This window comes from Ruegeria atlantica, from assembly GCF_947495585.1.
In the GTDB taxonomy this organism is placed as follows: domain Bacteria; phylum Pseudomonadota; class Alphaproteobacteria; order Rhodobacterales; family Rhodobacteraceae; genus Ruegeria; species Ruegeria atlantica_G.
This window is the reverse complement of record NZ_CANLZK010000001.1, coordinates 1,062,624-1,084,980: the sequence shown is the minus strand read 5'-3', so window position 1 is coordinate 1,084,980 and position 22,357 is coordinate 1,062,624. Positions and strand designations below refer to the sequence as shown.

The following is a 22,357-nucleotide window of genomic DNA, read 5'->3' as shown; positions in this document are numbered from 1 at the left end:
CGCCTCCGCGCCTGCTGCGGTTCGGGACAGATTTCTGAGTGAGATCGGGGAGGGGGGGCTGTGCGCCCTCCCTTTCCTGTTCGAGTTCTGGGCGCTGCCGCATCAGTTGCCGCCGGAAGGCGACTGGCGGTCTTGGGTGATCATGGGGGGGCGTGGGGCTGGTAAGACGCGGGCCGGGGCCGAATGGGTGCGACAGGTGGTCGAGGGGTCTTTGCCCTTGGATCGCGGCGAGGCGCGTCGTGTGGCGTTGGTGGGTGAGACCTTTGATCAGGTGCGCGATGTGATGATCTTTGGCGATAGCGGGATTTTACAGTGTTCGCCGCCGGATCGGCGACCTGTCTGGAAGGCGTCCGAACGGAAACTGGTCTGGCCCAACGGGGCCGAGGCGCAGGCGTTTTCGGCGCATGATCCCGAAGGGCTGAGGGGGCCTCAGTTCGATGCGGCCTGGGTGGATGAGTTGGCTAAGTGGAAGAAGGCGGACGAGACCTGGGATATGCTGCAATTTGCGCTGCGCTTGGGGGAGCGGCCTCGGGTCTGTGTGACGACCACACCACGCAATGTGAAGGTTTTGAAGGAATTGCTGGCGTCGCCCTCCACCGTGCAGACCCATGCGCCGACCGAGGCGAACAGGGCCAATCTGGCGGCATCGTTTCTGGCCGAGGTGCGGGCGCGCTATGCGGGCACACGGCTGGGGCGGCAAGAGTTGGACGGCGTGCTGCTGTCGGATGCCGAGGGGGCGTTGTGGACCGGGTCCATGCTGGATGCAGCGCGAGTTGAGAATGTACCAGAGTTGGACCGTATAGTGGTGGCGCTGGACCCGGCGGTGACGGCGGGTTCGAATGCGGATGCTTGTGGGATCGTGGTGGTCGGCGCACAAGTGCAAGGGCCGCCCGAGGAGTGGCGCGCCTATGTGCTGGCCGACCGGACAGTGCAGGGTGTTGGCCCGGCGGGCTGGGCACAGGCAGCGATTGATGCGATGGATGAGTTCGGGGGTGAACGGCTGGTCGCTGAGGTCAATCAGGGCGGGCAACTGGTGGAAGAGGTCGTGCGGCAGGTGGACCCTCTGGTCCCTTTTCGCGCCGTGCGGGCGTCTCGCGGCAAGGTGGCGCGAGCTGAACCTGTGGCAGCGTTGTACGAGCAGGGGCGGGTCAGCCATGTGATGGGGCTGGACGCGCTGGAGGAGCAGATGTGCCAGATGACCGCACGGGGGTTCGAGGGGCAGGGCTCGCCCGACCGCGTCGACGCGCTGGTCTGGGCGTTGCATGAGTTGGTTGTGGGGCCTGCGGGGGTGTTTAGAAGGCCGAGGGTAAGGGCTTTGTGAAAGATGTTCATTAGTGATCAAAAAGATAGCTGCAAGTGCAGTAACTCCGCACTCTAAGTAAGAAAAATCGCAGATAAGATACCGTAAAAGTTGCAGAAACTCAACAGGATCAATTGTGGTGCATTTGAGAGTTTGTTACCGGTCCAAAGCTAAGTTAACGAGCACAGATAACTAATATTTTTGAAGAGGTAAGCAAGTGACCGAGTCACCCGTTCAGAAAAAACCATCAATTGCAAAGTATATTTGCGTCTGGGTCTTGGCGGCTTTCACGGCAGGGATCGCCATCAGGGTCGTGGACCTTTTTCTAGTCTACACTTTGTTTGATGTTTCGAACCCAACCAAAGATGCTTATTGGACACTCGCTCCCATACTGGAATATGCAGCCTGGGCCTGTGTGATCATCGGAATTTACTCTTATTTTGATAGTCTCCTCGTGGGAAAAGTAATCCCTTGGATAATGGTCTTGGGTGGCCTTGGGGTCATATTGGCAATCACCAAAACGTATGCAGCATTCTCAAATTCTGGATTGTCCTTGTCTCCGTTATTTGCTGTTTCCAGTCTGATTTCATTCGGCTTTGCCGTGTTCGCCATCAATCATTACTTCAAGGTAAGACAGCCTCATCGCTACTAAGCACCTGACTGCAAGATGTTGGGGTGGGCAACCGGCTTATGACCGAATGCTTCGGTGTGCTGTTTGATTCTCTTTGATGCGCAACCCAGTTTCATAGCTGGTAGACGAGTTTCATATTTCGGATGTGCACGGCCCTCGAAATTTACAAGCTAAGAAATTGCTGTTGCCCACCCTCCGTACGCCCCATTCCCAAGCCCTAAACTTCTTTCCGTCATAACTCCTTTCAACAAGCCGGGCAGAGTGGCGGCAGAAAGGAGCACAGATGGTATTCGATTTCTTGCGTCGTGGATCGGCTGAGGCAGCGCCAGAGGCGAAAGCGAGCGCGGCGGGGCCTGTGGTGGCGTGGCAGACGGGCGGGCGCGTGGCGTGGAGCCCCAGGGACGCGGTGTCGCTGACGAGGACTGGGTTTTCGGGGAACCCGGTGGGGTTCCGCTCGGTCAAGTTGATCGCCGAGGCGGCGGCGGCACTGCCTCTGGTGCTGCAGGATCAGGCGCAGCGCTATGACGTGCATCCGATCATATCCCTGATGCGCCGTCCGAATGCGGCGCAGGGGCGGGCGGAGTTGATGGAGGCCTTGTTTGGGCAGTTGTTGCTGTCGGGGAACGCCTATGTCGAGGCGGCACAGGCCGAGGATGGATTGCCGGTTGAACTGCACATCCTGCGCTCGGACCGGATGAGCGTGGTGCCGGGGGCGGATGGATGGCCCAAGGCGTATGACTATACGGCGGGCGGCAAGACGCATCGTTTCCCGGCTGATGCGATCTGTCATATCAAGTCATTCCACCCCCAAGACGATCACTATGGGTTCTCGCCGATGCAAGCTGCGGCGATGGCGATTGATGTGCATAACAGCGCGTCGCGGTGGTCGAAATCTCTGCTGGACAATGCTGCGCGGCCTTCGGGGGCGCTGGTGTGGAAGGGCGGCGATGGCCATGGGGTGATGGCTGAGGATCAGTTCCGCCGCCTGTCCGATGAGATTGAACAAAACTATCGCGGGGCGCGCAATGCCGGGCGTCCGATGGTTCTGGAAGGGGGGCTGGATTGGAAGCCGATGGGTTTCTCACCCTCTGACATGGAGTTTCAAAAGACCAAGGAAGCCGCCGCCCGCGAGATCGCGCTAGCCTTTGGGGTCCCGCCGATGTTGCTGGGAATTCAAGGCGACGCGACCTATTCGAACTATCAGGAGGCCAACCGGGCGTTTTACCGCCTGACCGTTCTGCCCCTGGTGACGCGGGTGGCGGCGGCGGTGTCGGAATGGCTGGTGGGCTTTACTGGCGAAGAACTGGTGTTGAAACCCGACCTGGATCAGGTGCCGGCGCTGTCGGCGGAGCGGGATGCGCAATGGGCGCGGGTCAACGGCGCCGAGTTCCTGACTGATGCCGAGAAACGCGTGATGCTGGGGCTGCCGGAGCGCGCAGATGGCTGAGGGGTATCCGCCGTTTGACTGTGCGCCGGGCCTGCGTCTGGCTGCGCATGAACGGGTGGCCGAGATCCAGCACGCGCATCTATGCAGGCGGCTGGATCAGATCGAAGAGATGATGGAGCGGCTGGAGAAACGGCTGTGGCTGACGGTCTATGGGGTCGTTGCGGTGATCCTGGCGCAGGCGTTTCAGTCGATTCTGGTGGTGTCGCCATGAATTCAGAGGCTTATGAGGAGGTGTTCATGGATTTGGAGCACAAGTTTGCGCGGTTTAGCGATGGATTGTCGGTGACCGAAGACGCGGTGATCGAGGGCTATGCCAGCCTGTTTGGGCAAGTCGATCAAGGGAGCGATGTGGTGCAGAAAGGCGCATACCGCAGGTCGTTGGCCGGGCTGAAAGCGGCTGGTCAGCGGGTCAAGATGCTGTGGCAGCACGACCCGGCGCAGCCCATCGGTGTCTGGGACGACGTGCGCGAGGATGAGCGCGGGCTTTGGGTCAAGGGACGTATGTTGGAAAGCACGCAGAAAGGCCGTGAAGCCGCGGAATTGATCCGGGCCGGGGCCATTGACGGGCTATCGATTGGCTATCGCACCAAGCGGGCCGTGAAAAATGAAAAGGGCCATCGGGTCCTGACCGAACTGGAGCTGTGGGAGGTGTCGCTTGTGACTTTTCCGATGCTGCCCAGTGCGCGGGTGGCGGCAAAGGGGACGACCCCAGATGCCGAGGACACCCTGCGCAGTATTGCCGAGGTGTTTGATCATGCCCGGCAGGAGCTGGCGCGAACCTAGCGCGCCTCAATCCCACCCAAACAAGGAAGTTCTGATGAGCAAGACCGAGACCCCGGCCTTGACCGGAGAGAGTGTGCCCCTGGTTCAGGAGGTGAAGCAGGCGATGACTGGCTTCGTGAACGAATTCAAGGGCCTGAAGGCTGAAGTTAAAACCAAACTGCAACAGACAGAAGAGCGACTGACCATGCTGGATCGTAAATCAATCATCGCGGCGCGCCCGCATCTTGCGGCATCAATCGAAGACGGCGCGCCGCATCAGAAGGCTTTCGACGCCTATGTGCGATGCGGTGACGATGACGGCCTGCGTGGCCTTGATATGGAAGCCAAATCGCTGTCCAGCGCCGTTAACAGCGATGGCGGCTATCTGGTCGATCCGCAAACCGCCGAGATGATCAAGTCGGTGCTGAAATCCACGGCCTCGATCCGTTCGATCGCGTCGGTGGTGAATGTCGAGGCAAACTCGTTCGACGTGTTGATCGACCACACCGACGTGGGCGCGGGCTGGGCGGATGAAAGTTCGGCGGCCACCGAGACAGCGACCCCGTCGATTGATCGCATCTCGATTGCCCTGCACGAGCTGAGCGCGCTGCCCAAGGCGTCGCAACGTTTGCTGGATGACAGCGCGTTTGATGTCGAGGGATGGCTGGCCGGTCGTATTGCTGACAAGTTTGCCCGTGCCGAAGCGGTGGCGTTCATCTCGGGCGATGGCGCGGACAAACCCAACGGCATTCTGAACCACGCCAAGGTCGACAATGATGTCTGGACCTGGGGCAATCTGGGCTATGTCCCGACCGGCATTGACGGTGGTGTCGATGCGGATGCGATTGTCGATGTGGTCTATGCGCTGGGTGCGCAGTACCGCGTCTATGGCACCTTCGTGATGAATTCAAAAACCGCCGGTGTGATCCGCAAGCTGAAAGACAGCGATGGTCGCTTCCTCTGGTCTGACGGTCTGGCTGCCGGTGAGGTTGCGCGCCTGATGGGATACCCGGTGCTGATTGCCGAGGATATGCCGGACGCGGGCACCGATAGCTTCTCGATCGCATTTGGTGACTTCCAGGCCGGCTACACCATTGCCGAGCGCCCTGATCTGCGCGTCTTGCGCGATCCGTTCAGTGCCAAGCCACACGTTCTGTTCTACGCGACCAAGCGCGTCGGCGGTGACGTGAGTGACTTTGCCGCGATCAAGCTGGTGAAATTCGGCACCGCCTAAGCGGTGATGGATCCGGGGGGGTAATTGGCCCCTCGGGCGCGGGCGCGGGCCGGGGTGAGATCCCCTGCGTTGTCTAGCTGCTCCCCTCCGTCCGAGCAACGTGGGGCGGCGCGTGCCCGTCATTTTCCTGAGTTAGGCCCCCGGAGGGGTCCGAGATTGCGGAGTAAATGGATGATGTTGATCGAGGAAACCGCCATCGCGGATGCGGCGCTGCCGGTGGATCAGTTCAAGGCGCATCTGCGGTTGGGCACAGGCTTTGCCGAAGACAGCGTACAGGACGATGTGCTGAAAGGATTTCTGCGCGCAGCCGTTGCGGCAATCGAAGCGCGCACTGGCAAGGTTCTGATCGAGCGCGATTTTTCCTGGAGCCTGACCGTCTGGCGAGACCAGTCGGGAGAGGTGCTGCCGGTGGCTCCGGTCACCGACGTCAAGAGTGTGACGCTGGCAGATGCAGAAGGTGCAGAGACTGTCGTCACCCCGGATAGATACCGGTTGGAAAAAGATGCTCAGCGCCCCAGGTTACGCCCCGTTGGCGCACTGATGCCGAAGATGCCAAAGGGTGGTTCTGTCAGAATCGACTTTGCCGCTGGGATGGCAATGGATTGGGGCGGGTTGCTCGCCGATCTGGGGCAGGCGGTGCTGCTGCTGGCCGCGCATTACTACGAATACCGCGATGAGACGGCGCTGGGTGCCGGGTGCATGCCATTTGGTGTCACCAGTCTGATCCAACGCTATCGCACGGTTCGGTTTGGTGCAGGGGTCGTACAATGAAAGCGCCGCGGTTGAACAGAAAGCTGCTGCTGGAGGTGCCGGTGCGCGTGGCCGATGGGTCAGGCGGATACACCGAAACCTGGGTGCCGCTGGGCACGGTATGGGCCGAGGTGACCGCGCGCAGCGGGTCCGAGCGGCAGGTGGCTGGCGTCCCGATATCGCGGGTCGGCTATCGCATCGTGGTCCGGGGTGCGCCCACAGGTTCGACCATGCGGCCATCGCCGGATCAGCGCTTTGCAGAGGGCGCACGTCGTTTTGTCATCCGCGCTGTCGCTGAGCGTGATCCGCGCGGCCAGTACCTGGTCTGTTTCGCGGATGAGGAGGTGGCAGCATGAGCTATGGCGTTTCGGCCGCCCTGCAAGCAGCGGTTTTCCAGCAGCTGTCCGGTGACACCCGAGTAAACGATCTGTCAGGAGGCGCGATTTATGACGCGGTTCCCGTCGGTGCAGTACCGCAGACTTACGTAGCCCTGGGGCCAGAGGAAGTTCGGGATGCTTCTGACCGATCGGGTGGGGGTGCGGTGCACCGGTTCACGGTTTCGGTCGTGTCTAAAGCTGCAGGGTTCGGGGCGGCCAAGACCCTGGCCGGTGCCGTGTGTGACGCGCTGGACGGTGCCATGCCCAGCCTTAATCGCGGGCGTCTGGTGGGCCTGTGGTTCGAGCGCGCTTCGGCCCGGCGGACCGGGACCGGGGGAGCAATCCGCCAGATCGACCTGAAATTCCGCGCGCGCGTGGAAGATGACTAACCAATCAACGGAGAGAACATATGGGTGCCCAGAACGGCAAGGACCTGTTGGTCAAAGTGGATATGAACGGCAGCGGTCTGTTCGAAACTATCGCGGGGTTGCGCGCCACGCGCGTCAGCTTCAACGCGGAAAGCGTGGATGTCACCAGCCTGGAAAGCCAGGGAGGCTGGCGCGAACTTCTATCGGGTGCCGGGGTCAAATCGGCGTCGATATCCGGTTCAGGCGTATTCAAGGACGCCGGGACTGATGAACGCGCGCGGCAATTGTTCTTTGACGGCGAAACACCGGATTTTCAGGTCATCATCCCCGATTTCGGCATTGTCGACGGGCCGTTTCAGGTCACAGGTGTCGAATATGCGGGCTCACACAATGGCGAGGCGACCTATGAGATGAGTTTGGCCAGCGCAGGCGCGCTGAGCTTTACGGCGCTGTAAGTCGATGGCCAATCCGTGGACGGGCGAGGTGGCTTTGACCATCGATGGAGAACGGCGGGTGCTCAAGCTGACGCTGGGCGCTTTGGCGGAATTGGAACAAGAGCTGGATACCGGTTCGCTGGTGGAACTGGTGCAACGGTTCGAAAGCGGAGCCTATTCCAGTGGTGACGTATTGGCTCTTATCGTGGCCGGGTTGCGCGGCGGTGGCGGCAACGTCAACCGCGCCGATCTGCTGAGCGCCGAAATCGAGGGTGGCCCGATGGCAGCTGCGCGTGCGGCAGCCGAGTTGTTGGCGCGGGCCTTCATGGTGCCGGATCAGGCATGAGCGGGTTCAACTGGCCCGCCTTGATGCGGGCCGCGCTTGTCGGTCTGCGTCTGACGCCGGATCAGTTCTGGCGACTGACCCCGGCTGAATTGCAACTGATGCTGGGGCAGGGCGCAGGGATACCGGCGATGAACCGGGCTGGCCTGGATGCATTGCTGAAGGCCTATCCGGACAAAACACAAGGAGAGCGTGATGACGGATCGTGACGGGTTTGATGACCTGCAGGAACGCGGCGATGCGCTGGGTGACTCGCTGGGCGACGCGGCATCTATGGCGGCTGCTTTTGACGGCCAGATGAAACGGATCAGCGCGGCGTTTGAGGAAACCGGCAAGGATGTCGCGACGCTGGAACGCGGCATGTCCAGCGGGTTGCGCAAAGCCTTCGATGGCGTGGTGCTGGATGGGATGAACCTGTCCGATGCGCTGGACGTATTGAAGAACTCAATGATCCGCACAGCGTATTCGGCGGCGATCAAGCCGGTGACGGATCATTTTGGTGGGATGCTGGCCGGAACCGTTGGCGGTCTGGTGCAGGGGCTTTTGCCATTTGCCGACGGTGGCAGTTTTTCGCAAGGCCGGGTGATGCCTTTCGCCAATGGTGGCGTTGTCAGCGGCCCAACCACATTTCCCATGCGCGGTGGAACCGGGTTGATGGGGGAAGCCGGCCCCGAGGCGATCATGCCTTTGGCGCGCGGGTGGGACGGTAAGCTTGGGGTGCGCACATCGGGCGGTGGGCGTGCCGTCAATGTCGTGATGAACATCACCACGCCGGACGTGCAGGGGTTCCGTCGCAGTCAAAGCCAGATTGCGGCGCAGATGAGCCGCGCGCTGGGGCGCGGCAATCGCAACAGGTAACTTGAGGGAGCAGGTCATGAATTTCCACGAGGTGAGATTTCCCGCCAGCCTGAGCTTTGGTTCGGTTGGCGGCCCCGAGCGGCGCACAGATATCGTGACGCTGGCCAACGGGTTTGAAGAACGCAACACGCCCTGGGCCCATTCAAGACGACGCTATGATGCCGGGCTTGGGATGCGCTCGCTTGACGATATCGAAGCGCTGATTTCGTTCTTCGAGGCGCGGCAGGGGCAGATGTTCGGATTTCGTTGGAAAGATTGGTCTGACTTCAAGTCGGGCGTAGCAACGGCTGAGGTAGACTATGCCGATCAGGTCATTGCACGTGGCGACGGCAAGATGACCGAGTTCCAGTTGTTGAAAACCTACATCTCTGGCGGGTTCAAATACGTCCGTCCAATTCTCAAACCAGTTCTCGGGACTGTCAAACTTGGTCTTGAACAGGACGAAATGCGCGAAGGCGTGGATTTCGAGGTGGATCTGGCGCGGGGTCGGGTCACGTTTACGAACGCGCCGCCGCAAGATGTGGAAATAACGGCCGGATTCGAGTTTGACGTGCCTGTTCGGTTCGACACCGACAAGATTCAGACCAGCGTGGCCAGCTTTCAGGCAGGCGACGTACCCAACGTTCCGGTGGTCGAGGTGCGGGTCTGATGGGTGGTAATGCACAAGGATTGCAGGCGCATCTGCAAAGCGGGATGACCACGACCTGTCGATGCTGGACCATCATGCGCTCGGATGGGCAGGTCTATGGGTTTACCGATCATGATATGGAGTTGCGCTTTGACGGGCTGACATTCAAAGCAAGCTCTGGCCTGACCGCTGCGGCGATCGAACAGGCAACCGGGCTTTCGATTGATAACTCTGAGGCGATGGGCGCGCTGTCTGATGCGGCAATCAGGGAAGAGGACATTGAGGCGGGTCGGTTTGACGGTGCTCAGGTCCGGGCTTGGTTGGTGAACTGGTCAGACCCTGAACAAAGAACTCTACAGTTTCGTGGTTCGATCGGGGAAATGCGTCGCGGCGGCGGTGCGTTTCATGCTGAGCTGCGAGGGCTGACGGATCTGCTGAACCGGCCATTGGGACGGATTTATCAAAAGCCCTGCACCGCAGTGCTGGGCGACGACGCTTGCCGATTCAACGCGGCAGCACCTGATTTTCAGGCAGAGGCTGAGATCGTCAGCCTGTCGGCGGGCAGTGTGCTGCAGCTGAAAGGTGCGGACGCGCCGGATATGGGATGGTTCGAACGTGGCCGTCTGGATGTGATTTCCGGCACGGCCTCGGGTCTTTGGGCGTCGGTGAAACTGGATGAGCGTATTCCGGGGGGGCGATATGTCACCTTATGGACGGGGATCAGTGGAGGGCTGACAGTCGGTGATCGCGTCCGGCTGACCGCCGGGTGCGACAAACGCATGGAAACCTGTCGAAGAAAATTCAACAACCTCATAAATTTTCAAGGTTTTCCGGACTTGCCGGGCGAGGATTGGGTGATGGCTGTTCCTAAGAAAGACAAACCGAATAAAGGGGGCAGCAGACGATGACAATAGACCGGCAGGATATAGTTGCAGAAGCGCGCCGATGGCTAGGCACGCCGTATGTGCATCAGGCGTCCGTCAGGGGCGCGGGGGCGGATTGTTTGGGATTGCTACGCGGAATCTGGCGCGCGCTGTACGGAGCTGAGCCGGAGTCCGTGCCGAGCTACAGCATGGACTGGTCAGAGCCGCAGGGGGATGAACGCATGTGGGATGCGGCCCGCCGGAATTTGACATCAAAGCGACCCTCGGAACTGGCAGCAGGCGACGTTTTGCTGTTCCGCATGCGCGATGGCGGCGTCGCCAAACATGTGGGTGTTGTCAGCGAAACCGGCGCGGTCCCGCGGTTCATTCACGCATATTCCGGGCACGGCGTTGTGGAAAACGCCCTGAGCGACCCTTGGCGTCGCCGGGTTGTCGCCTGTTTCGCATTCCCGCTGGAGGTCAAGTAAATGGCTACGATTGTACTTTCCGCAGCAGGCGCTGCTCTTGGCGGCTCGATCGGTGGCACTGTCGCGGGTCTTTCCACGGCAATTATTGGCCGGGCTGTCGGCGCAACGTTGGGGCGGGTCATCGACCAGCGGTTGATGAGTCAATCTGTGATGGGTGGCGGCAGCGAGGTTGTCGAAACCGGGCGTCTGGATCGTTTCCGCCTGACCGAAACCGGAGAGGGGGCTTCGGTCACTACCGTGTTCGGACGTATGCGTGTCGGTGGGCAGATCATCTGGGCGTCGGACTTTCTGGAAACCCGCAGCACCAGCACGACAACGCAATCCACGCGGGGCGGAAAAGGGTCGCGGCGGCCAAGTTCGGCCACAACAACCACGACCACGCATACCTACAGCTATTCGATCTCGCTGGCGATTGCCGTGGGCGCTGGGCAGATCTCTGACATCTCGCGTATCTGGGCCGATGGTGAAGAGCTTGAGCGCGCCGGGCTGAATGTGCGCCTGTACAAGGGCACCGACAATCAATTGCCTGACCCGTTGATCGAGGCGATCGAGGGCACCGGACAGGTCCCTGCGTACCGGGGCACCGCATATGTGGTGATCGAGGACCTACAGCTTGCTGCATTCGGCAACCGCGTCCCGCAGTTTTCCTTTGAAGTTGTCCGACAGGAACAGCCGGGGCTGCCAGACACGCCCGGTGCTGTTTCCCGGATCGTGCGCGGCGTGGCGATGATCCCGGGTACGGGCGAGTATTCTTTGGCCAGCAGGCAGGTGAACTATTCCAAAGGGCAGGGGCAAAGCTGGGCTGCGAACGTGCATTCGGCTTCGGGCGTTTCCGATCTGATCACCTCGACCCACGCGCTGAATGCTGAATTGCCCGCCTGCGATGCGGTGTCGCTCGTCGTGTCCTGGTTTGGCGACGATCTGCGGTGCGGTCATTGCAAGGTGCAGCCAAAGGTCCTGCACAAAGAGTTTGATGGCGAGAACATGCCGTGGAGCGTATCAGGCGTATCCCGGGCGGCTGCCCAGATTGTTCAGATCGAAAACGATAGACCTGTCTATGGGGCGACACCGGCGGATGCGTCCGTAATCGAAGCGATCCGGCATCTGAACTCATCCGGTAAGCGGGTGATGTTCTATCCCTTCATCCTGATGGATCAGTTGCGCGGCAACGGTCTGCCCGATCCCTGGTCCGATGCCACCGATCAACCGCACCTGCCGTGGCGAGGGCGGATCACGCTGAGCGAGGCACCAGGCCGCAACGGGTCCCCGGATATGACTGCCGGCGCCGATGCGCAGGTTGCGCAGTTCTTTGGCCAGGCCCGCGCAAGCAACTTTGTCGTCGGCGATGGCACCGTCACCTATACCGGCCCGCAGGAATGGGGTTTGTTCCGTTTTATTTTGCACTATGCGGCGCTCTGCAAGGCAGCTGGTGGAGTGGCGTCGTTCTGCATCGCATCCGAGATGCGCGGCCTGACGCAAATCAGGGGCGCGACCGGGTTTCCTGCGGTGGCGCAGATGCAAATCCTCGCGGCTGAAGTGCGCAAAATCCTCGGGCCGAACACCAAAATCGGCTATGCGGCCGACTGGAGCGAGTATTTCGGTTACAAACCCGTCGATGCTGGCAGCGACCGGTACTTTCATCTGGATCCGCTTTGGGCCGATGACAATATCGACTTCGTTGGTATCGACAACTACATGCCCCTGTCTGACTGGCGGGACGGAGAAGATCACGCCGACGCCAAAGCGGGCGTAGATGCGATCTATGATCTGGACTACCTGCGCGGCAATGTTGAAGGTGGGGAAGGGTACGACTGGTACTACGCCTCGACCGAGGAATCCAAAGCGCAGATCCGGTCTGCGATCGAAGATCAGGCGCATGATGAGGCCTGGATCTGGCGATATAAGGATATACGCAACTGGTGGTCGCAACCGCATCACGAACGGATCGGAGGCGTGCGTCAAGCCAATCGGACCGCATGGGTGCCTCGGTCCAAGCCGATCTGGTTCACGGAACTGGGTTGTGCGGCTATCGACAAAGGCACCAATCAGCCGAACAAGTTCCTGGACCCGAAATCCTCAGAATCCAAGCTGCCGCGCTATTCCAACAGTTTGCGGGATGATTTCATTCAGGTGCAATATCTCAAGGCGATTTTGGGCTATTGGTCCGAGGCAAAAAATAACCCGGTTTCCAATACTTACGGCGGCCGCATGATTGATCTGTCCAATGCCTATGTCTGGGCCTGGGATGCGCGACCATATCCAACCTTCCCGAACCTGCAAAGCCAGTGGAGTGATGGTGAGAACTACGCGCGAGGGCATTGGTTGAACGGGCGGTCGGGGTCGCGCACGCTGGCATCGGTGGTGACCGAGATTTGTCACGGGGCTGGCGTGACCGACATCGACACGTCGCGCCTTTATGGTGTGGTGCGCGGCTATGCTATCGAACAGGTCTCGGACGCGCGATCCGCCTTGCAGCCGCTGATGCTGCGCTATGGTTTCGATGCAATCGAGCGGGATGGTGTATTGCGGTTTCAGATGCGCAATGGGCAACGCACGATCACGCTGGATCAGGAGCATCTGGCGCTCAGCACTGATATTGAGGCCGGTATCGAACATCGCCGCGAAGCCGAGGCTGAAATGACGGGCCGGGTGCGCTTGCGCTTTGTTCAATCGGATGGGGATCATGACATCGTCGCGGAAGAGGCCGTTCTGCCCGACACGCGGACCCATTCGGTGTCCGTCAACGAGATGCCCCTGTCCATGACACGGGCCGAAGGTCGCCAGACGGCGGAACGGTGGCTAAGCGAGGCGCGGGTGTCCCGCGAAACCGTGCGCTTTGCGCTGCCGCCTTCGTTGGGGCACATCGGCGCGGGGGATGTCGTCAGCCTGGATGAGAGCGGGCAGGGTGCGCGTTTCAGGATCGATCGACTGGAACAAGCCGAGATGCAATTGGCAGATGCTGTTCGGATCGAACCAGGAATATACGCGCCGTCTGACCTGCTTGATGACCCAGTCTCGACCAAGCCCTTTGTTGCCCCGGTTCCGGTTCTGCCAGTGTTCATGGATCTGCCGCTGATAACCGGCTCAGAGGTGCCGCATGCGCCTTACCTGGCTGTGTCCGCCGACCCCTGGCCTGGCAGCCCCGCAGTGTATTCGGCCGTGAATGATGAGGATTATACCTTGCAAGAGGTTATCTCGGCGCAGGCCGTCATCGGGTTTACTCAATCGCCTTTGCAGCGCGCCAGCGTCGGGGTTTGGGACGACGGTGCGCCGCTGCGTATCAGGCTGGTCGATGGCTTGCTGGAATCGCGCCCGCGCGACGCTTTGTTGAATGGGGCCAATCTGGCCGCAATAGGGGACGGAACGCCCGGCAACTGGGAACTGTTCCAGTTCGCCAGCGCCGAACTTGTGGGTCAGGGGACCTACGCCCTTTCAGGGCGCCTGCGCGGGCAATTGGGGACGGACAGTGTCATGCCTGACACCTGGCCTGAAGGTTCAACTTTTGTCTTGTTGGATGAAAGAGTTTTCCAAACCGGGCTGTTGCGGTCTGAAAGGCGGGTGGCGAAACATTATCGCATCGGGCCGGGAACGCGTGCCTACGACGATCCTTCTTTCCTACACGAGGTTCACGCTTTTGACGGCAACGGACTTCGGCCATATGCTCCGGCGCATGTCAAATTGGCGAAAATCGGAGCGGGTGACGAAATTTCGTGGATCCGTCGAACCCGGCTGGACGGCGATGGCTGGGATGGATTTGACGTGCCGCTGGGGGAAGAGACTGAATCCTATCTGGTGAAAATCAAGATCAACGGGTCAGTGATACGCGAACAGGTTACGTCAGAGCCGCGCTGGACATACCCATCAACGATGAAAGCCGTAGATGGCGTAACCGGCGCTTACGAGGTTGATGTGGCACAGATCTCAGCCAGCTACGGGCCGGGTCCCGCCGCACGTCTTCTGGTTGGGTAAGGCACGTATGCGTCCCGTTTTGCACGGCGATGTAAGTGCCGCGGCGCGGGTGTTGCTAAACGCACCGCCTTCCGACCGGGAACGCCTGTGCACCAGAATGTTCAACGAAGCTGAACTGGCCGACATCTATGTCGGCCATACAGGCCGGCTACACCCGCTGTTTGGCAATGGCTCATTGATGGCAGCGGCCCGAACCCGGCCATTGGCCAACGAGCCAAGCTTCGACGATTTGCAATATTGCCAGTGTTTTGAGATGGTTCTGCGATGCCTGGTTCAATTCCGCGTTACCCGGATGCGCAGCTGACGCACTTGCTGGCCGCTGGATCAAGGTTCAGACGACCAACCGGAATCTCTTCGCCGCAATCCTCGCAATACCCGAATTCACCATCTATGATCCGGGTCAGGGCCACTGACAATCGGCGTGTTTCGATATCCCGATTCGCTTGCTGAGCCTTGGCCATCGCCTGATTTTGCAGGGCGTCCATCCGGCTGAGCCGCCCGACTGCCTGTTGGTCCAGTTCAACAATTGCCTGTGCCTCGGTTCCAAGCGCAGAATGCGCGGCCAATTCGTCCAATCGCGCGCGGATACGGGCTTCGAAATCCTCCAACTGGGTTTCATTCATTTTCGTTGCCCTGCAGATCACGGGTTTGCGTTTGGTGATTTTACAACTAAATGGCATTCTAGGCGCAGCAAAGGATGAAAAGCCATGTTCGAAACGCGCAGCCACGTGACCCCCGTCGACCCTGTTTGGGATCGCATCACCGCCGAAGCTCAGTCTGCAGTTGAGATCGAGCCTTTGATGGGTGGGCTGGTTCACGCCTGTATCTTGCACCACCGCAGCCTGGAACGGGCGCTGTCCTACCGGATTGCGGCCAAGCTGTGCTCGAACGAAATGTCGATGATGGTGCTGCGCGAGATCGTGGACGAAGCCTATGCCGACGACCCTGCACTGCTGGAAGCTGCGCGCGCGGATTTGATGGCAGTCTACGAACGCGACCCGGCCTGCCACCGCCTGTTGCAACCAATCCTTTACTTCAAAGGGTATCAGGCGATGCAAGCCTATCGTGTGGGGCACTGGTTGTGGCGCAAGGGGCGTTATGATCTGGCGTATTTCTTTCAGATGCGCTCGTCCGAGATCTTCGGGATTGATATCCACCCTGCGGCAAAGATCGGGAAAGGTATCATGATCGACCACGCGCATTCGATCGTGATTGGTGAAACGGCGATCGTTGGCAACAACGTCTCTATGTTGCATTCGGTGACCCTTGGCGGGACCGGTAAGGAAGAAGAACAGCGCCATCCCACGATTGGCGATGGCGTGCTGATCGGGGCAGGTGCCAAGGTTCTGGGCAATATCGTAGTTGGGCATTGCAGCCGTATTGCTGCAGGCTCGGTAGTGCTGCAGGAAGTGCCTGCGTGTAAAACCGTGGCCGGAATACCGGCCAAGATCGTCGGAGAGGCCGGGTGCGATCAACCCTCGATCTCGATGGATCACATGCTGGGCAAAGACCAGTAACTCAAGTCAGTTCAAGTGATTGTTCTTTTCGATCAATCGCTTGCGACGCCGTTCTTCACGCCGCTTTTTTCGTTCTTCTTTCCTTTTCGCGCGTTCAGCTTCTCGTTTGGCCGTTTCGGCTGGATCAGAACTAAAGGCGGAATGTTCACCCGGATAGGTATTGGGCTTAGCCGCCGCAACCGTCGGCATACCAAACACAAGGGCTGCAACCAGCAAACAGTTTACAGAAAAGGTAGAAGTCATAGGGCACCTGTGTCCGTGATTTTCATTCAGACAAGGTGGTTGAGGGTAGGTACCGGCGCAACACGCGCGGTGATCACAAGCGCTCACATGACAGTTGTGATCTGGTTGGGCCGCGACGGTCTGGTATCGGCGCGACCCTAATTTTTCTTTAGGCCAGCATGACCATCGGGTTTTCCAGGTTGTCCACAATGGCTTGCAGCAACTGGGCACCAAGCGCACCGTCAATGACACGGTGATCGACGGACATTGTGACCGACATAACAGTAGCTACTGTCAGTTCACCGTCATCGCCGACAACCGGTTTTTTCAGCCCGGTTCCCACTGCCAAGATGCCCGCATGCGGCGGGTTCACGATGGCGTCGAAGTTGTCGATACCGAACATGCCTAGGTTCGAGACCGCGAAGGTGCCCCCCTGGTATTCATGCGGGGCGAGCTTTCGCTCACGCGCACGACCGGCGAGGTCCTTCATTTCAGCCGAGAGCGCGGACAGCGACTTGGTGTCCGCGTCCTGCAGGACCGGAGTAAACAACCCGCCTTCGATAGCAACCGCGACCGCCACGTCCGAGGGTTTAAGCTGCAGAACCCGGTCACCGGCCCAGACAGCGTTGCAGGCGGGAACCTGTTGCAGCGCGTTGGCGACGGCCTTGATAATGAAGTCGTTGACGCTCAACTTTACGCCACGGCCTTCCAGCTGCTTATTCAGCTGGCTGCGGAACTTGAGCAACGCGTCCAGCTTGATATCGCGGCGCAGGTAGAAATGCGGGATCGTCTGCTTGGCCTCGGACAGGCGGGCAGCGATGGTCTTGCGCATCCCGTCAAGCTTGATCTCTTCGTAGTCGCGACCTTCGTACATCCGGGCAACAGCATCCGCGGACGGACCGGCCGGAGCTGCGGCGGCTGCCGGTGCAGCAGCCGCGGGTGCGGATGCGGCAGCCGGAGCCGGGGCAGTTGCAGTTGCGCCTTCGACATCTGCTTTCACGATCCGCCCATGTGGGCCAGAACCAGCAATCTGCGCCAGATCCAGGCCCTTCTGGGCCGCGATACGACGGGCCAGCGGAGATGCAAAGATGCGACCGCCATCCGCCTTGGCCGGAGCAGCCGGAGCAGGGGCGGGCGCCTCGGGTGCCGCTGGCACGGCAGCCTCGTTGCTCGCGGCAGCAGCAGGAGCAGCCGCCGGCGCAGCGGCAGGGGCTGCGGCAATGTCATCCGCGCTTTCGCCGTCTTCCAGCAGCACCGCGATCGCGGTATTTACTTTGACCCCTTCGGTGCCTTCGGGGATCAGGATCTTGCCGATTGTGCCTTCGTCGACGGCCTCGAATTCCATCGTGGCTTTGTCGGTTTCAATCTCCGCCAGTAGGTCGCCGGACGAGACGGTATCGCCTTCCTTGACCAGCCATTTGGCAAGGGTGCCTTCCTCCATGGTCGGTGACAGGGCGGGCATCAGAATTTCTGTAGGCATCTGTCTGTCGCTCCTTACCGGTAGGTCACTTGTTTGACGGCGGCGATCACTTCTTCGGTTGTGATCAGGGCCAGTTTTTCCAGGTTCGCGGCGTATGGCATCGGAACATCCTTACCGGTGCAGTTGATGACCGGCGCGTCGAGGTAATCGAACGCTTCCTGCATCACCACGGACGAGATGTAGCCGCCAACCGAGCCCTGCGGCCAGCCTTCTTCGACGGTCACCAGACGGTTGGTCTTCATCACCGAGTTGATAATCGCGCCTGTGTCCATTGGCCGAATGGTGCGCAGGTCGATCACCTCGGCACTGATTCCGTCCTCGGCCAGCTTGTCGGCGGCCTCAAGCGCATATTGCATGCCGATACCAAAGCTGACGATGGTCACATCCGTGCCTTCGCGCCAGATACGCGCCTTGCCCAGCGGGACGGTCAGATCGTCCACCTGCGGCATGTCGAAAGAACGACCGTAAAGGATTTCGTTTTCTAAGAACACAACCGGGTTCGGATCGCGGATCGCCGACTTCAACAGACCTTTTGCATCGGCTGCGGAATAGGGCATCACCACTTTCAGGCCCGGTATTTGCATATACCACGCTGCGTAATCCTGGCTGTGCTGCGCGCCGACGCGAGCAGCGGCACCGTTGGGGCCACGGAACACGATAGGACAACCCATCTGACCACCGGACATGTACAGCGTCTTGGCTGCCGAGTTGATGATCTGGTCAATCGCCTGCATGGCGAAGTTGAAGGTCATGAACTCGACAATCGGTTTCAGTCCGGCCATAGCGGATCCGACGGCGATGCCGGCAAAACCGTGTTCGGTAATCGGGGTGTCGATCACGCGCTTGCTGCCGAACTCGTCCAGCATGCCCTGGCTGATTTTGTAGGCGCCCTGATACTCGGCGACTTCTTCGCCCATCAGGTAGACGTCCTCGTCACCACGCATTTCTTCGGCCATCGCATCGCGCAAAGCTTCACGCACGGTCTGCTGTTTCATCGGCGCATCTGCTGGCCAGTCCGGGGAAAGATCCACCTTAGGTGCGGCAGGTGCAGTTGCAGCAGGGGCAGCGGTCTCTGCTGCCGCAGGGGCCGCCTGGGCCACCGCCGCAGGTGCAGCTGCGGGAATGGCGGAGGCGTCTTCGCCTTCTTCAACCAGCACCGCGATAGGAGTGTTCACTTTTACCCCTTCGGTGCCTTCGGCGATCAGGATCTTGCCGACGATGCCTTCATCGACGGCTTCGAACTCCATTGTCGCCTTGTCGGTTTCGATCTCGGCCATGATGTCGCCGCTGGATACGGTGTCGCCTTCCTTGATCAGCCACTTGGCCAATGTGCCCTCTTCCATTGTGGGCGAAAGGGCGGGCATGAGAATTTCGGTTGCCATGTCTTAGTCGTCCTCTCAGGCGTAAATGTCGGTCCAGAGCTCTTCGACGGAAGGCTCGGGGCTTTCTTTCGAGAATTCGGCGGCTTGATTGACGATCTCTTTGATCTCTTTGTCGATCGCCTTCAGATCATCCTCGGTCGCGTGTTTGCCGGTCAGCAGCAGCTCGCGCACATGTTCGATCGGGTCGCTTTGCTCACGAACCTTTTGAACTTCTTCGCGGGTGCGGTACTTGGCCGGATCGGACATCGAGTGGCCGCGGTAGCGGTAGGTCTTGATCTCAAGAATATAGGGGCCTTTGCCCGCACGACAGTGCGCGACAGCCTTTTCCCCAGCGGCTTTGACAGCCAGTACATCCATGCCGTTGACGATTTCACCGGGGATGCCGAATGCTTCGCCGCGGTGGTAGATATCTTTGGTCGAGGTCGAGCGCGCCTGCGCCGTACCCATGGCGTATTGGTTGTTCTCGATCACGAACACCACCGGCAGATCCCAAAGGGCGGCCATGTTGAAGGTCTCATAGACCTGGCCCTGGTTCGCGGCGCCGTCACCGAAATAGGTGAAGGTCACGCGACCATTGCCCTTGTACTTGTCCGCAAAGGCCAGACCGGCACCCAGCGGCACCTGTGCGCCAACGATGCCGTGGCCGCCATAGAAATGCTTCTCTTTCGAGAACATGTGCATTGAGCCGCCCTTGCCTTTGGACAGACCGCCAATGCGCCCGGTCAGTTCGGCCATCACGCCTCCCGGATCCATGCCACAGGCCAGCATATGGCCGTGGTCGCGGTATGAGGTAATACGCTTGTCACCTTCTTCGGTCGCAGCCTCAAGGCCGACAACAACGGCCTCTTGGCCGATATAGAGGTGGCAGAAACCGCCAATCAGACCCATGCCATAGAGCTGACCGGCCTTTTCCTCGAATCGGCGGATCAACAGCATTTCACGGTAGTATTCGGTAAGTTCTTCCGCAGAAACATTTGGTTTCTTTGTGGTTTTTCGCGCGGCCATTGTGGCGATCTCCCCCTCTCGGCAAGATAGTTTAGCGTTAAACTATTTCATAAAGCATTTCCTGCTTTCTGGCGAGCAGAAATGTGACGCAGCGTAGGGACAACCGGGGCGTGTCTGGATACATAAACTGGTACGTAAAAACCAATGGATTTGTCGACGAAAACCCGGCCGCCGGGTCAGCGGATGACGATCTCATCCGAGCGGATCATGCCCAGCACGGACCGTGCCTGCTGATCCAAAAGATCCAGATCCAGGTAATTGTCCGACAGGCGGCGCGTCAGGTTTTCCATTTCCGTGATCTCGGCATCAAGTTTGGCCAAGTCACGCGACAGGGCGTCCCGTTCCGCTGCAATCTCGACCCGTCGGAACAGGCCATAGTCGCCCTGCACGGCGGCAAAGGTGAAATAAACACCTAACGTGAAAGCCACCATGAAAAATGCAACTGCGCCCAAACCGGGCCGATGGGAACGGGACACTCTGTTTACCGCCGTATGAAGTCTGCCTCTAAACGTGCCCTTTTCGGACATCTGCCTGCACTATGTCACAGGTGATTCGGCTTGTGAATCCCTTGATTCGCACTTTTTGATGATCGGTGAAGAAATAAATTTACCCAATGGTTCGGCGCTGGGGGCAACCACATTATTGCCGGGCTGCAAGCTCTTGATTGCGTTTCAGAGTTTGTTCTTCCATGCAGGCCCAATAGAACATCTGTGCTGCGCTGCCATCGCTGTCAAGCTCGGGATCACAGGTTCCGTCACGGCGTTTCAACCAGGCGCGTTGCTCGGTCAGAAGGGCTTGCCCGTCGCCACGCGCATCGGCGGCTGGCTTGATCACTGACCAAAGGCGATTCAGCTCCTGATCCGCGACCTCACATCTCTCTTTGGCGCAGAAATTGAGATCGAGCTGAGTTTGCCCGTCACAGTGGGATTGTGCGAACGCGGCCGACGGCAGAAGTACTACGACAATAACGGCAACAGCTTTCATGGCAGATCTCCCGATTTATGGGATAGTGTACCATGAACGCCGAAAACCAGACAAAAGGAGCGTTATTGTTCCAGCGCGGCAACGCCGGGCAGGGTCTTGCCTTCCATCCATTCCAGAAACGCACCACCAGCCGTCGAGATGTACGAGAAATCCTTTGCGGCACCCGATGCGTTCAATGCTGCGACCGTATCACCGCCGCCTGCAACCGAAACAAGCTGGCCGGACCGTGTCAGCTCGGCCGCTTTCAGGGCCGCTGCGTTGGTCGCGGCATCAAAGGGCTCGATCTCGAATGCACCCAGCGGACCGTTCCAGATCAGGGTTTGGCTCTTGTCGAAAATCGCAGTGATTTCCGCAACGGTTTCCGGACCAGCGTCAAGGATCATGCTGTCTTCGGGGCATTGATCCGCTGGTAGAACCTGATTGGGGGCGTGGGCTTCGAACTTTTCAGCGACCACGACATCGCGGGGCAGGACAATCTGACAGCCGGTTGTCTCGGCCTTGGTCAGAATCTCAGCGGCGGTGTCTTTCATCGCCGTTTCTGCCAGCGACTTGCCGACGTTTACGCCTTGCGCGACGAGGAACGTGTTCGCCATGCCACCGCCAATAATCAAGTAATCCACCTTTTCGATCAGGTTGCCCAACAGGTCCAGCTTGGTTGAAACCTTGGCGCCGCCGACCACCGCAGTGACCGGGCGTTTAGGCGCGCCTAACGCGGCTTCCAACGCGCTCAGCTCTTGCTGCATCAGGCGGCCCGCGCAGGCGGGCAGAAGACGGGCAAGCGCCTCGGTCGAGCTATGCGCGCGGTGAGCCGCCGAAAAGGCATCGTTGCAGTACACGTCGCCCATTTTTGCCATGCCGGCAGCCAGTTCCGGACTGTTCTTTGTTTCCGCAGCGTGAAAGCGCGTGTTTTCCAGTAAAAGCACCTCGCCAGCGCCCAGGTTTGCTGCAGCGGTTTCCGCCTCGATCCCCACGCAGTCATCGCCAAACCGAACCTTGGTGCCAAAGGCCGTCTCCAGCGTCGGAACAAGCTGCTTCAGCGACAGGTTCTGGCGGCGCTCTCCGCCCGGGCGTCCGAAATGCGCCAGCAGGATGGGCTTGCCACCAGCGGCCAAGATGTCCTTAACGGTCGGCACGATGCGCTCAATACGGGTGGCGTCGGTCACGACCCCGTCGACCACTGGCACGTTGATATCCACGCGCACCAGCACGCGTTTGCCGTTCAGGTCCATGTCGTCCAGTGTTTTCCAGCCCATCGCGCAATCCTCGACAAATGTGAAAGTGACTTAGGCGGTTCTTTTCCTGCATTTTGCCCTCA

26 protein-coding genes are annotated in these 22,357 nt (G+C 59.7%); 19 read left to right on the top strand and 7 right to left on the bottom strand.

What is annotated here, in order from left to right:
• Positions 1–94: 94 nt before the first annotated feature.
• The 18 genes from QMP16_RS05340 (at position 95) to QMP16_RS05255 (ending at position 14,756) form a co-directional block, all read left to right on the top strand.
• Complete coding sequence (locus QMP16_RS05340) at positions 95–1,321, top strand: DNA-packaging protein (RefSeq protein WP_282151584.1); 1,227 nt, start codon at positions 95–97, stop codon at positions 1,319–1,321.
• Positions 1,322–1,517: 196 nt separating this feature from the next.
• Complete coding sequence (locus QMP16_RS05335; RefSeq protein ID WP_282151500.1) at positions 1,518–1,952, top strand: hypothetical protein; 435 nt, start codon at positions 1,518–1,520, stop codon at positions 1,950–1,952.
• Positions 1,953–2,214: 262 nt separating this feature from the next.
• A complete protein-coding gene (locus tag QMP16_RS05330; protein WP_282151499.1) occupies positions 2,215–3,378 on the top strand; it encodes a phage portal protein in 1,164 nt (387 codons plus the stop codon).
• Positions 3,371–3,589, top strand: coding sequence for a GTA head formation protein, RCAP_rcc01685 family (locus QMP16_RS05325; protein WP_108860356.1), 219 nt, complete (start codon positions 3,371–3,373; stop codon positions 3,587–3,589). The genes QMP16_RS05330 and QMP16_RS05325 overlap by 8 nt, the downstream gene beginning before the upstream one ends.
• A 26-nt stretch (positions 3,590–3,615) precedes the next feature.
• A complete protein-coding gene (locus tag QMP16_RS05320; RefSeq protein WP_282151498.1) occupies positions 3,616–4,161 on the top strand; it encodes an HK97 family phage prohead protease in 546 nt (181 codons plus the stop codon).
• 34 nt (positions 4,162–4,195) lie between these two features.
• Positions 4,196–5,374 carry a phage major capsid protein gene (locus tag QMP16_RS05315; protein ID WP_282151497.1) on the top strand — a complete coding sequence of 393 codons (1,179 nt, stop codon included), beginning with the start codon at positions 4,196–4,198 and terminating at the stop codon, positions 5,372–5,374.
• Between the two features lie 171 nt (positions 5,375–5,545).
• Complete coding sequence (locus QMP16_RS05310; protein WP_282151496.1) at positions 5,546–6,145, top strand: head-tail connector protein; 600 nt, start codon at positions 5,546–5,548, stop codon at positions 6,143–6,145.
• Positions 6,142–6,480: a phage head closure protein gene (locus tag QMP16_RS05305; RefSeq protein ID WP_282151495.1), complete on the top strand. Its 339-nt coding sequence runs from the start codon at positions 6,142–6,144 to the stop codon at positions 6,478–6,480. The genes QMP16_RS05310 and QMP16_RS05305 overlap by 4 nt, the downstream gene beginning before the upstream one ends.
• Entirely contained in the window at positions 6,477–6,890 is a 414-nt protein-coding gene (locus tag QMP16_RS05300) for a DUF3168 domain-containing protein (RefSeq protein ID WP_282151494.1), read from the top strand. Before QMP16_RS05305 ends, QMP16_RS05300 begins: the two co-directional genes overlap by 4 nt.
• A 20-nt stretch (positions 6,891–6,910) precedes the next feature.
• On the top strand, positions 6,911–7,324 hold the full coding sequence (locus QMP16_RS05295; protein ID WP_282120461.1) for a phage major tail protein, TP901-1 family: 414 nt from the start codon (positions 6,911–6,913) through the stop codon (positions 7,322–7,324).
• A 4-nt stretch (positions 7,325–7,328) separates the two neighbouring features.
• Positions 7,329–7,649 carry a gene transfer agent family protein gene (locus QMP16_RS05290; protein WP_282151493.1) on the top strand — a complete coding sequence of 107 codons (321 nt, stop codon included), beginning with the start codon at positions 7,329–7,331 and terminating at the stop codon, positions 7,647–7,649.
• Positions 7,646–7,855, top strand: a complete 210-nt coding sequence (locus tag QMP16_RS05285) for a rcc01693 family protein (protein ID WP_282151492.1) — start codon at positions 7,646–7,648, stop codon at positions 7,853–7,855. Before QMP16_RS05290 ends, QMP16_RS05285 begins: the two co-directional genes overlap by 4 nt.
• Positions 7,842–8,504: a phage tail tape measure protein gene (locus QMP16_RS05280; RefSeq protein ID WP_282151491.1), complete on the top strand. Its 663-nt coding sequence runs from the start codon at positions 7,842–7,844 to the stop codon at positions 8,502–8,504. Before QMP16_RS05285 ends, QMP16_RS05280 begins: the two co-directional genes overlap by 14 nt.
• Before the next feature lie 16 nt (positions 8,505–8,520).
• Positions 8,521–9,153 carry a DUF2460 domain-containing protein gene (locus tag QMP16_RS05275; RefSeq protein ID WP_282151490.1) on the top strand — a complete coding sequence of 211 codons (633 nt, stop codon included), beginning with the start codon at positions 8,521–8,523 and terminating at the stop codon, positions 9,151–9,153.
• The gene (locus QMP16_RS05270) at positions 9,153–10,040 is read left to right on the top strand and encodes a DUF2163 domain-containing protein (protein ID WP_282151489.1); all 888 of its coding nucleotides are present in this window, start codon (positions 9,153–9,155) and stop codon (positions 10,038–10,040) included. The genes QMP16_RS05275 and QMP16_RS05270 overlap by 1 nt, the downstream gene beginning before the upstream one ends.
• Positions 10,037–10,483: an NlpC/P60 family protein gene (locus QMP16_RS05265; protein WP_282151488.1), complete on the top strand. Its 447-nt coding sequence runs from the start codon at positions 10,037–10,039 to the stop codon at positions 10,481–10,483. The genes QMP16_RS05270 and QMP16_RS05265 overlap by 4 nt, the downstream gene beginning before the upstream one ends.
• A complete protein-coding gene (locus QMP16_RS05260) occupies positions 10,484–14,452 on the top strand; it encodes a baseplate multidomain protein megatron (protein WP_282151487.1) in 3,969 nt (1,322 codons plus the stop codon).
• A 7-nt stretch (positions 14,453–14,459) separates the two neighbouring features.
• On the top strand, positions 14,460–14,756 hold the full coding sequence (locus QMP16_RS05255; protein WP_282151486.1) for a hypothetical protein: 297 nt from the start codon (positions 14,460–14,462) through the stop codon (positions 14,754–14,756).
• On the opposite strand, the gene QMP16_RS05250 is transcribed toward QMP16_RS05255, so the two are convergent.
• Positions 14,737–15,075: a TraR/DksA family transcriptional regulator gene (locus QMP16_RS05250; RefSeq protein ID WP_282151485.1), complete on the bottom strand. Its 339-nt coding sequence runs from the start codon at positions 15,073–15,075 to the stop codon at positions 14,737–14,739. The two genes, QMP16_RS05255 and QMP16_RS05250, sit on opposite strands and share 20 nt — an antisense overlap.
• Before the next feature lie 84 nt (positions 15,076–15,159).
• Here QMP16_RS05250 and cysE point away from each other — a divergent pair, with 84 nt between their 5' ends.
• A complete protein-coding gene (gene cysE / locus QMP16_RS05245; RefSeq protein WP_282151484.1) occupies positions 15,160–15,969 on the top strand; it encodes a serine O-acetyltransferase in 810 nt (269 codons plus the stop codon).
• A 391-nt stretch (positions 15,970–16,360) separates the two neighbouring features.
• Here the strand turns inward: cysE and QMP16_RS05240 are convergent, their stop codons facing one another.
• The 6 genes from QMP16_RS05240 to QMP16_RS05215 form a co-directional block, all read right to left on the bottom strand.
• Complete coding sequence (locus QMP16_RS05240) at positions 16,361–17,671, bottom strand: pyruvate dehydrogenase complex dihydrolipoamide acetyltransferase (protein WP_282151483.1); 1,311 nt, start codon at positions 17,669–17,671, stop codon at positions 16,361–16,363.
• Positions 17,672–17,685: 14 nt separating this feature from the next.
• Positions 17,686–19,053 carry a pyruvate dehydrogenase complex E1 component subunit beta gene (locus QMP16_RS05235; protein WP_282151482.1) on the bottom strand — a complete coding sequence of 456 codons (1,368 nt, stop codon included), beginning with the start codon at positions 19,051–19,053 and terminating at the stop codon, positions 17,686–17,688.
• A 15-nt stretch (positions 19,054–19,068) separates the two neighbouring features.
• On the bottom strand, positions 19,069–20,058 hold the full coding sequence (pdhA, locus tag QMP16_RS05230) for a pyruvate dehydrogenase (acetyl-transferring) E1 component subunit alpha (protein ID WP_058273998.1): 990 nt from the start codon (positions 20,056–20,058) through the stop codon (positions 19,069–19,071).
• Positions 20,059–20,234: 176 nt separating this feature from the next.
• Positions 20,235–20,534: an FtsB family cell division protein gene (locus tag QMP16_RS05225; protein WP_058273997.1), complete on the bottom strand. Its 300-nt coding sequence runs from the start codon at positions 20,532–20,534 to the stop codon at positions 20,235–20,237.
• Between the two features lie 163 nt (positions 20,535–20,697).
• Positions 20,698–21,042, bottom strand: coding sequence for a lysozyme inhibitor LprI family protein (locus QMP16_RS05220; RefSeq protein ID WP_282151481.1), 345 nt, complete (start codon positions 21,040–21,042; stop codon positions 20,698–20,700).
• A 62-nt stretch (positions 21,043–21,104) separates the two neighbouring features.
• Positions 21,105–22,295, bottom strand: a complete 1,191-nt coding sequence (locus tag QMP16_RS05215) for a phosphoglycerate kinase (RefSeq protein ID WP_282151480.1) — start codon at positions 22,293–22,295, stop codon at positions 21,105–21,107.
• Positions 22,296–22,357 lie beyond the last annotated feature (62 nt).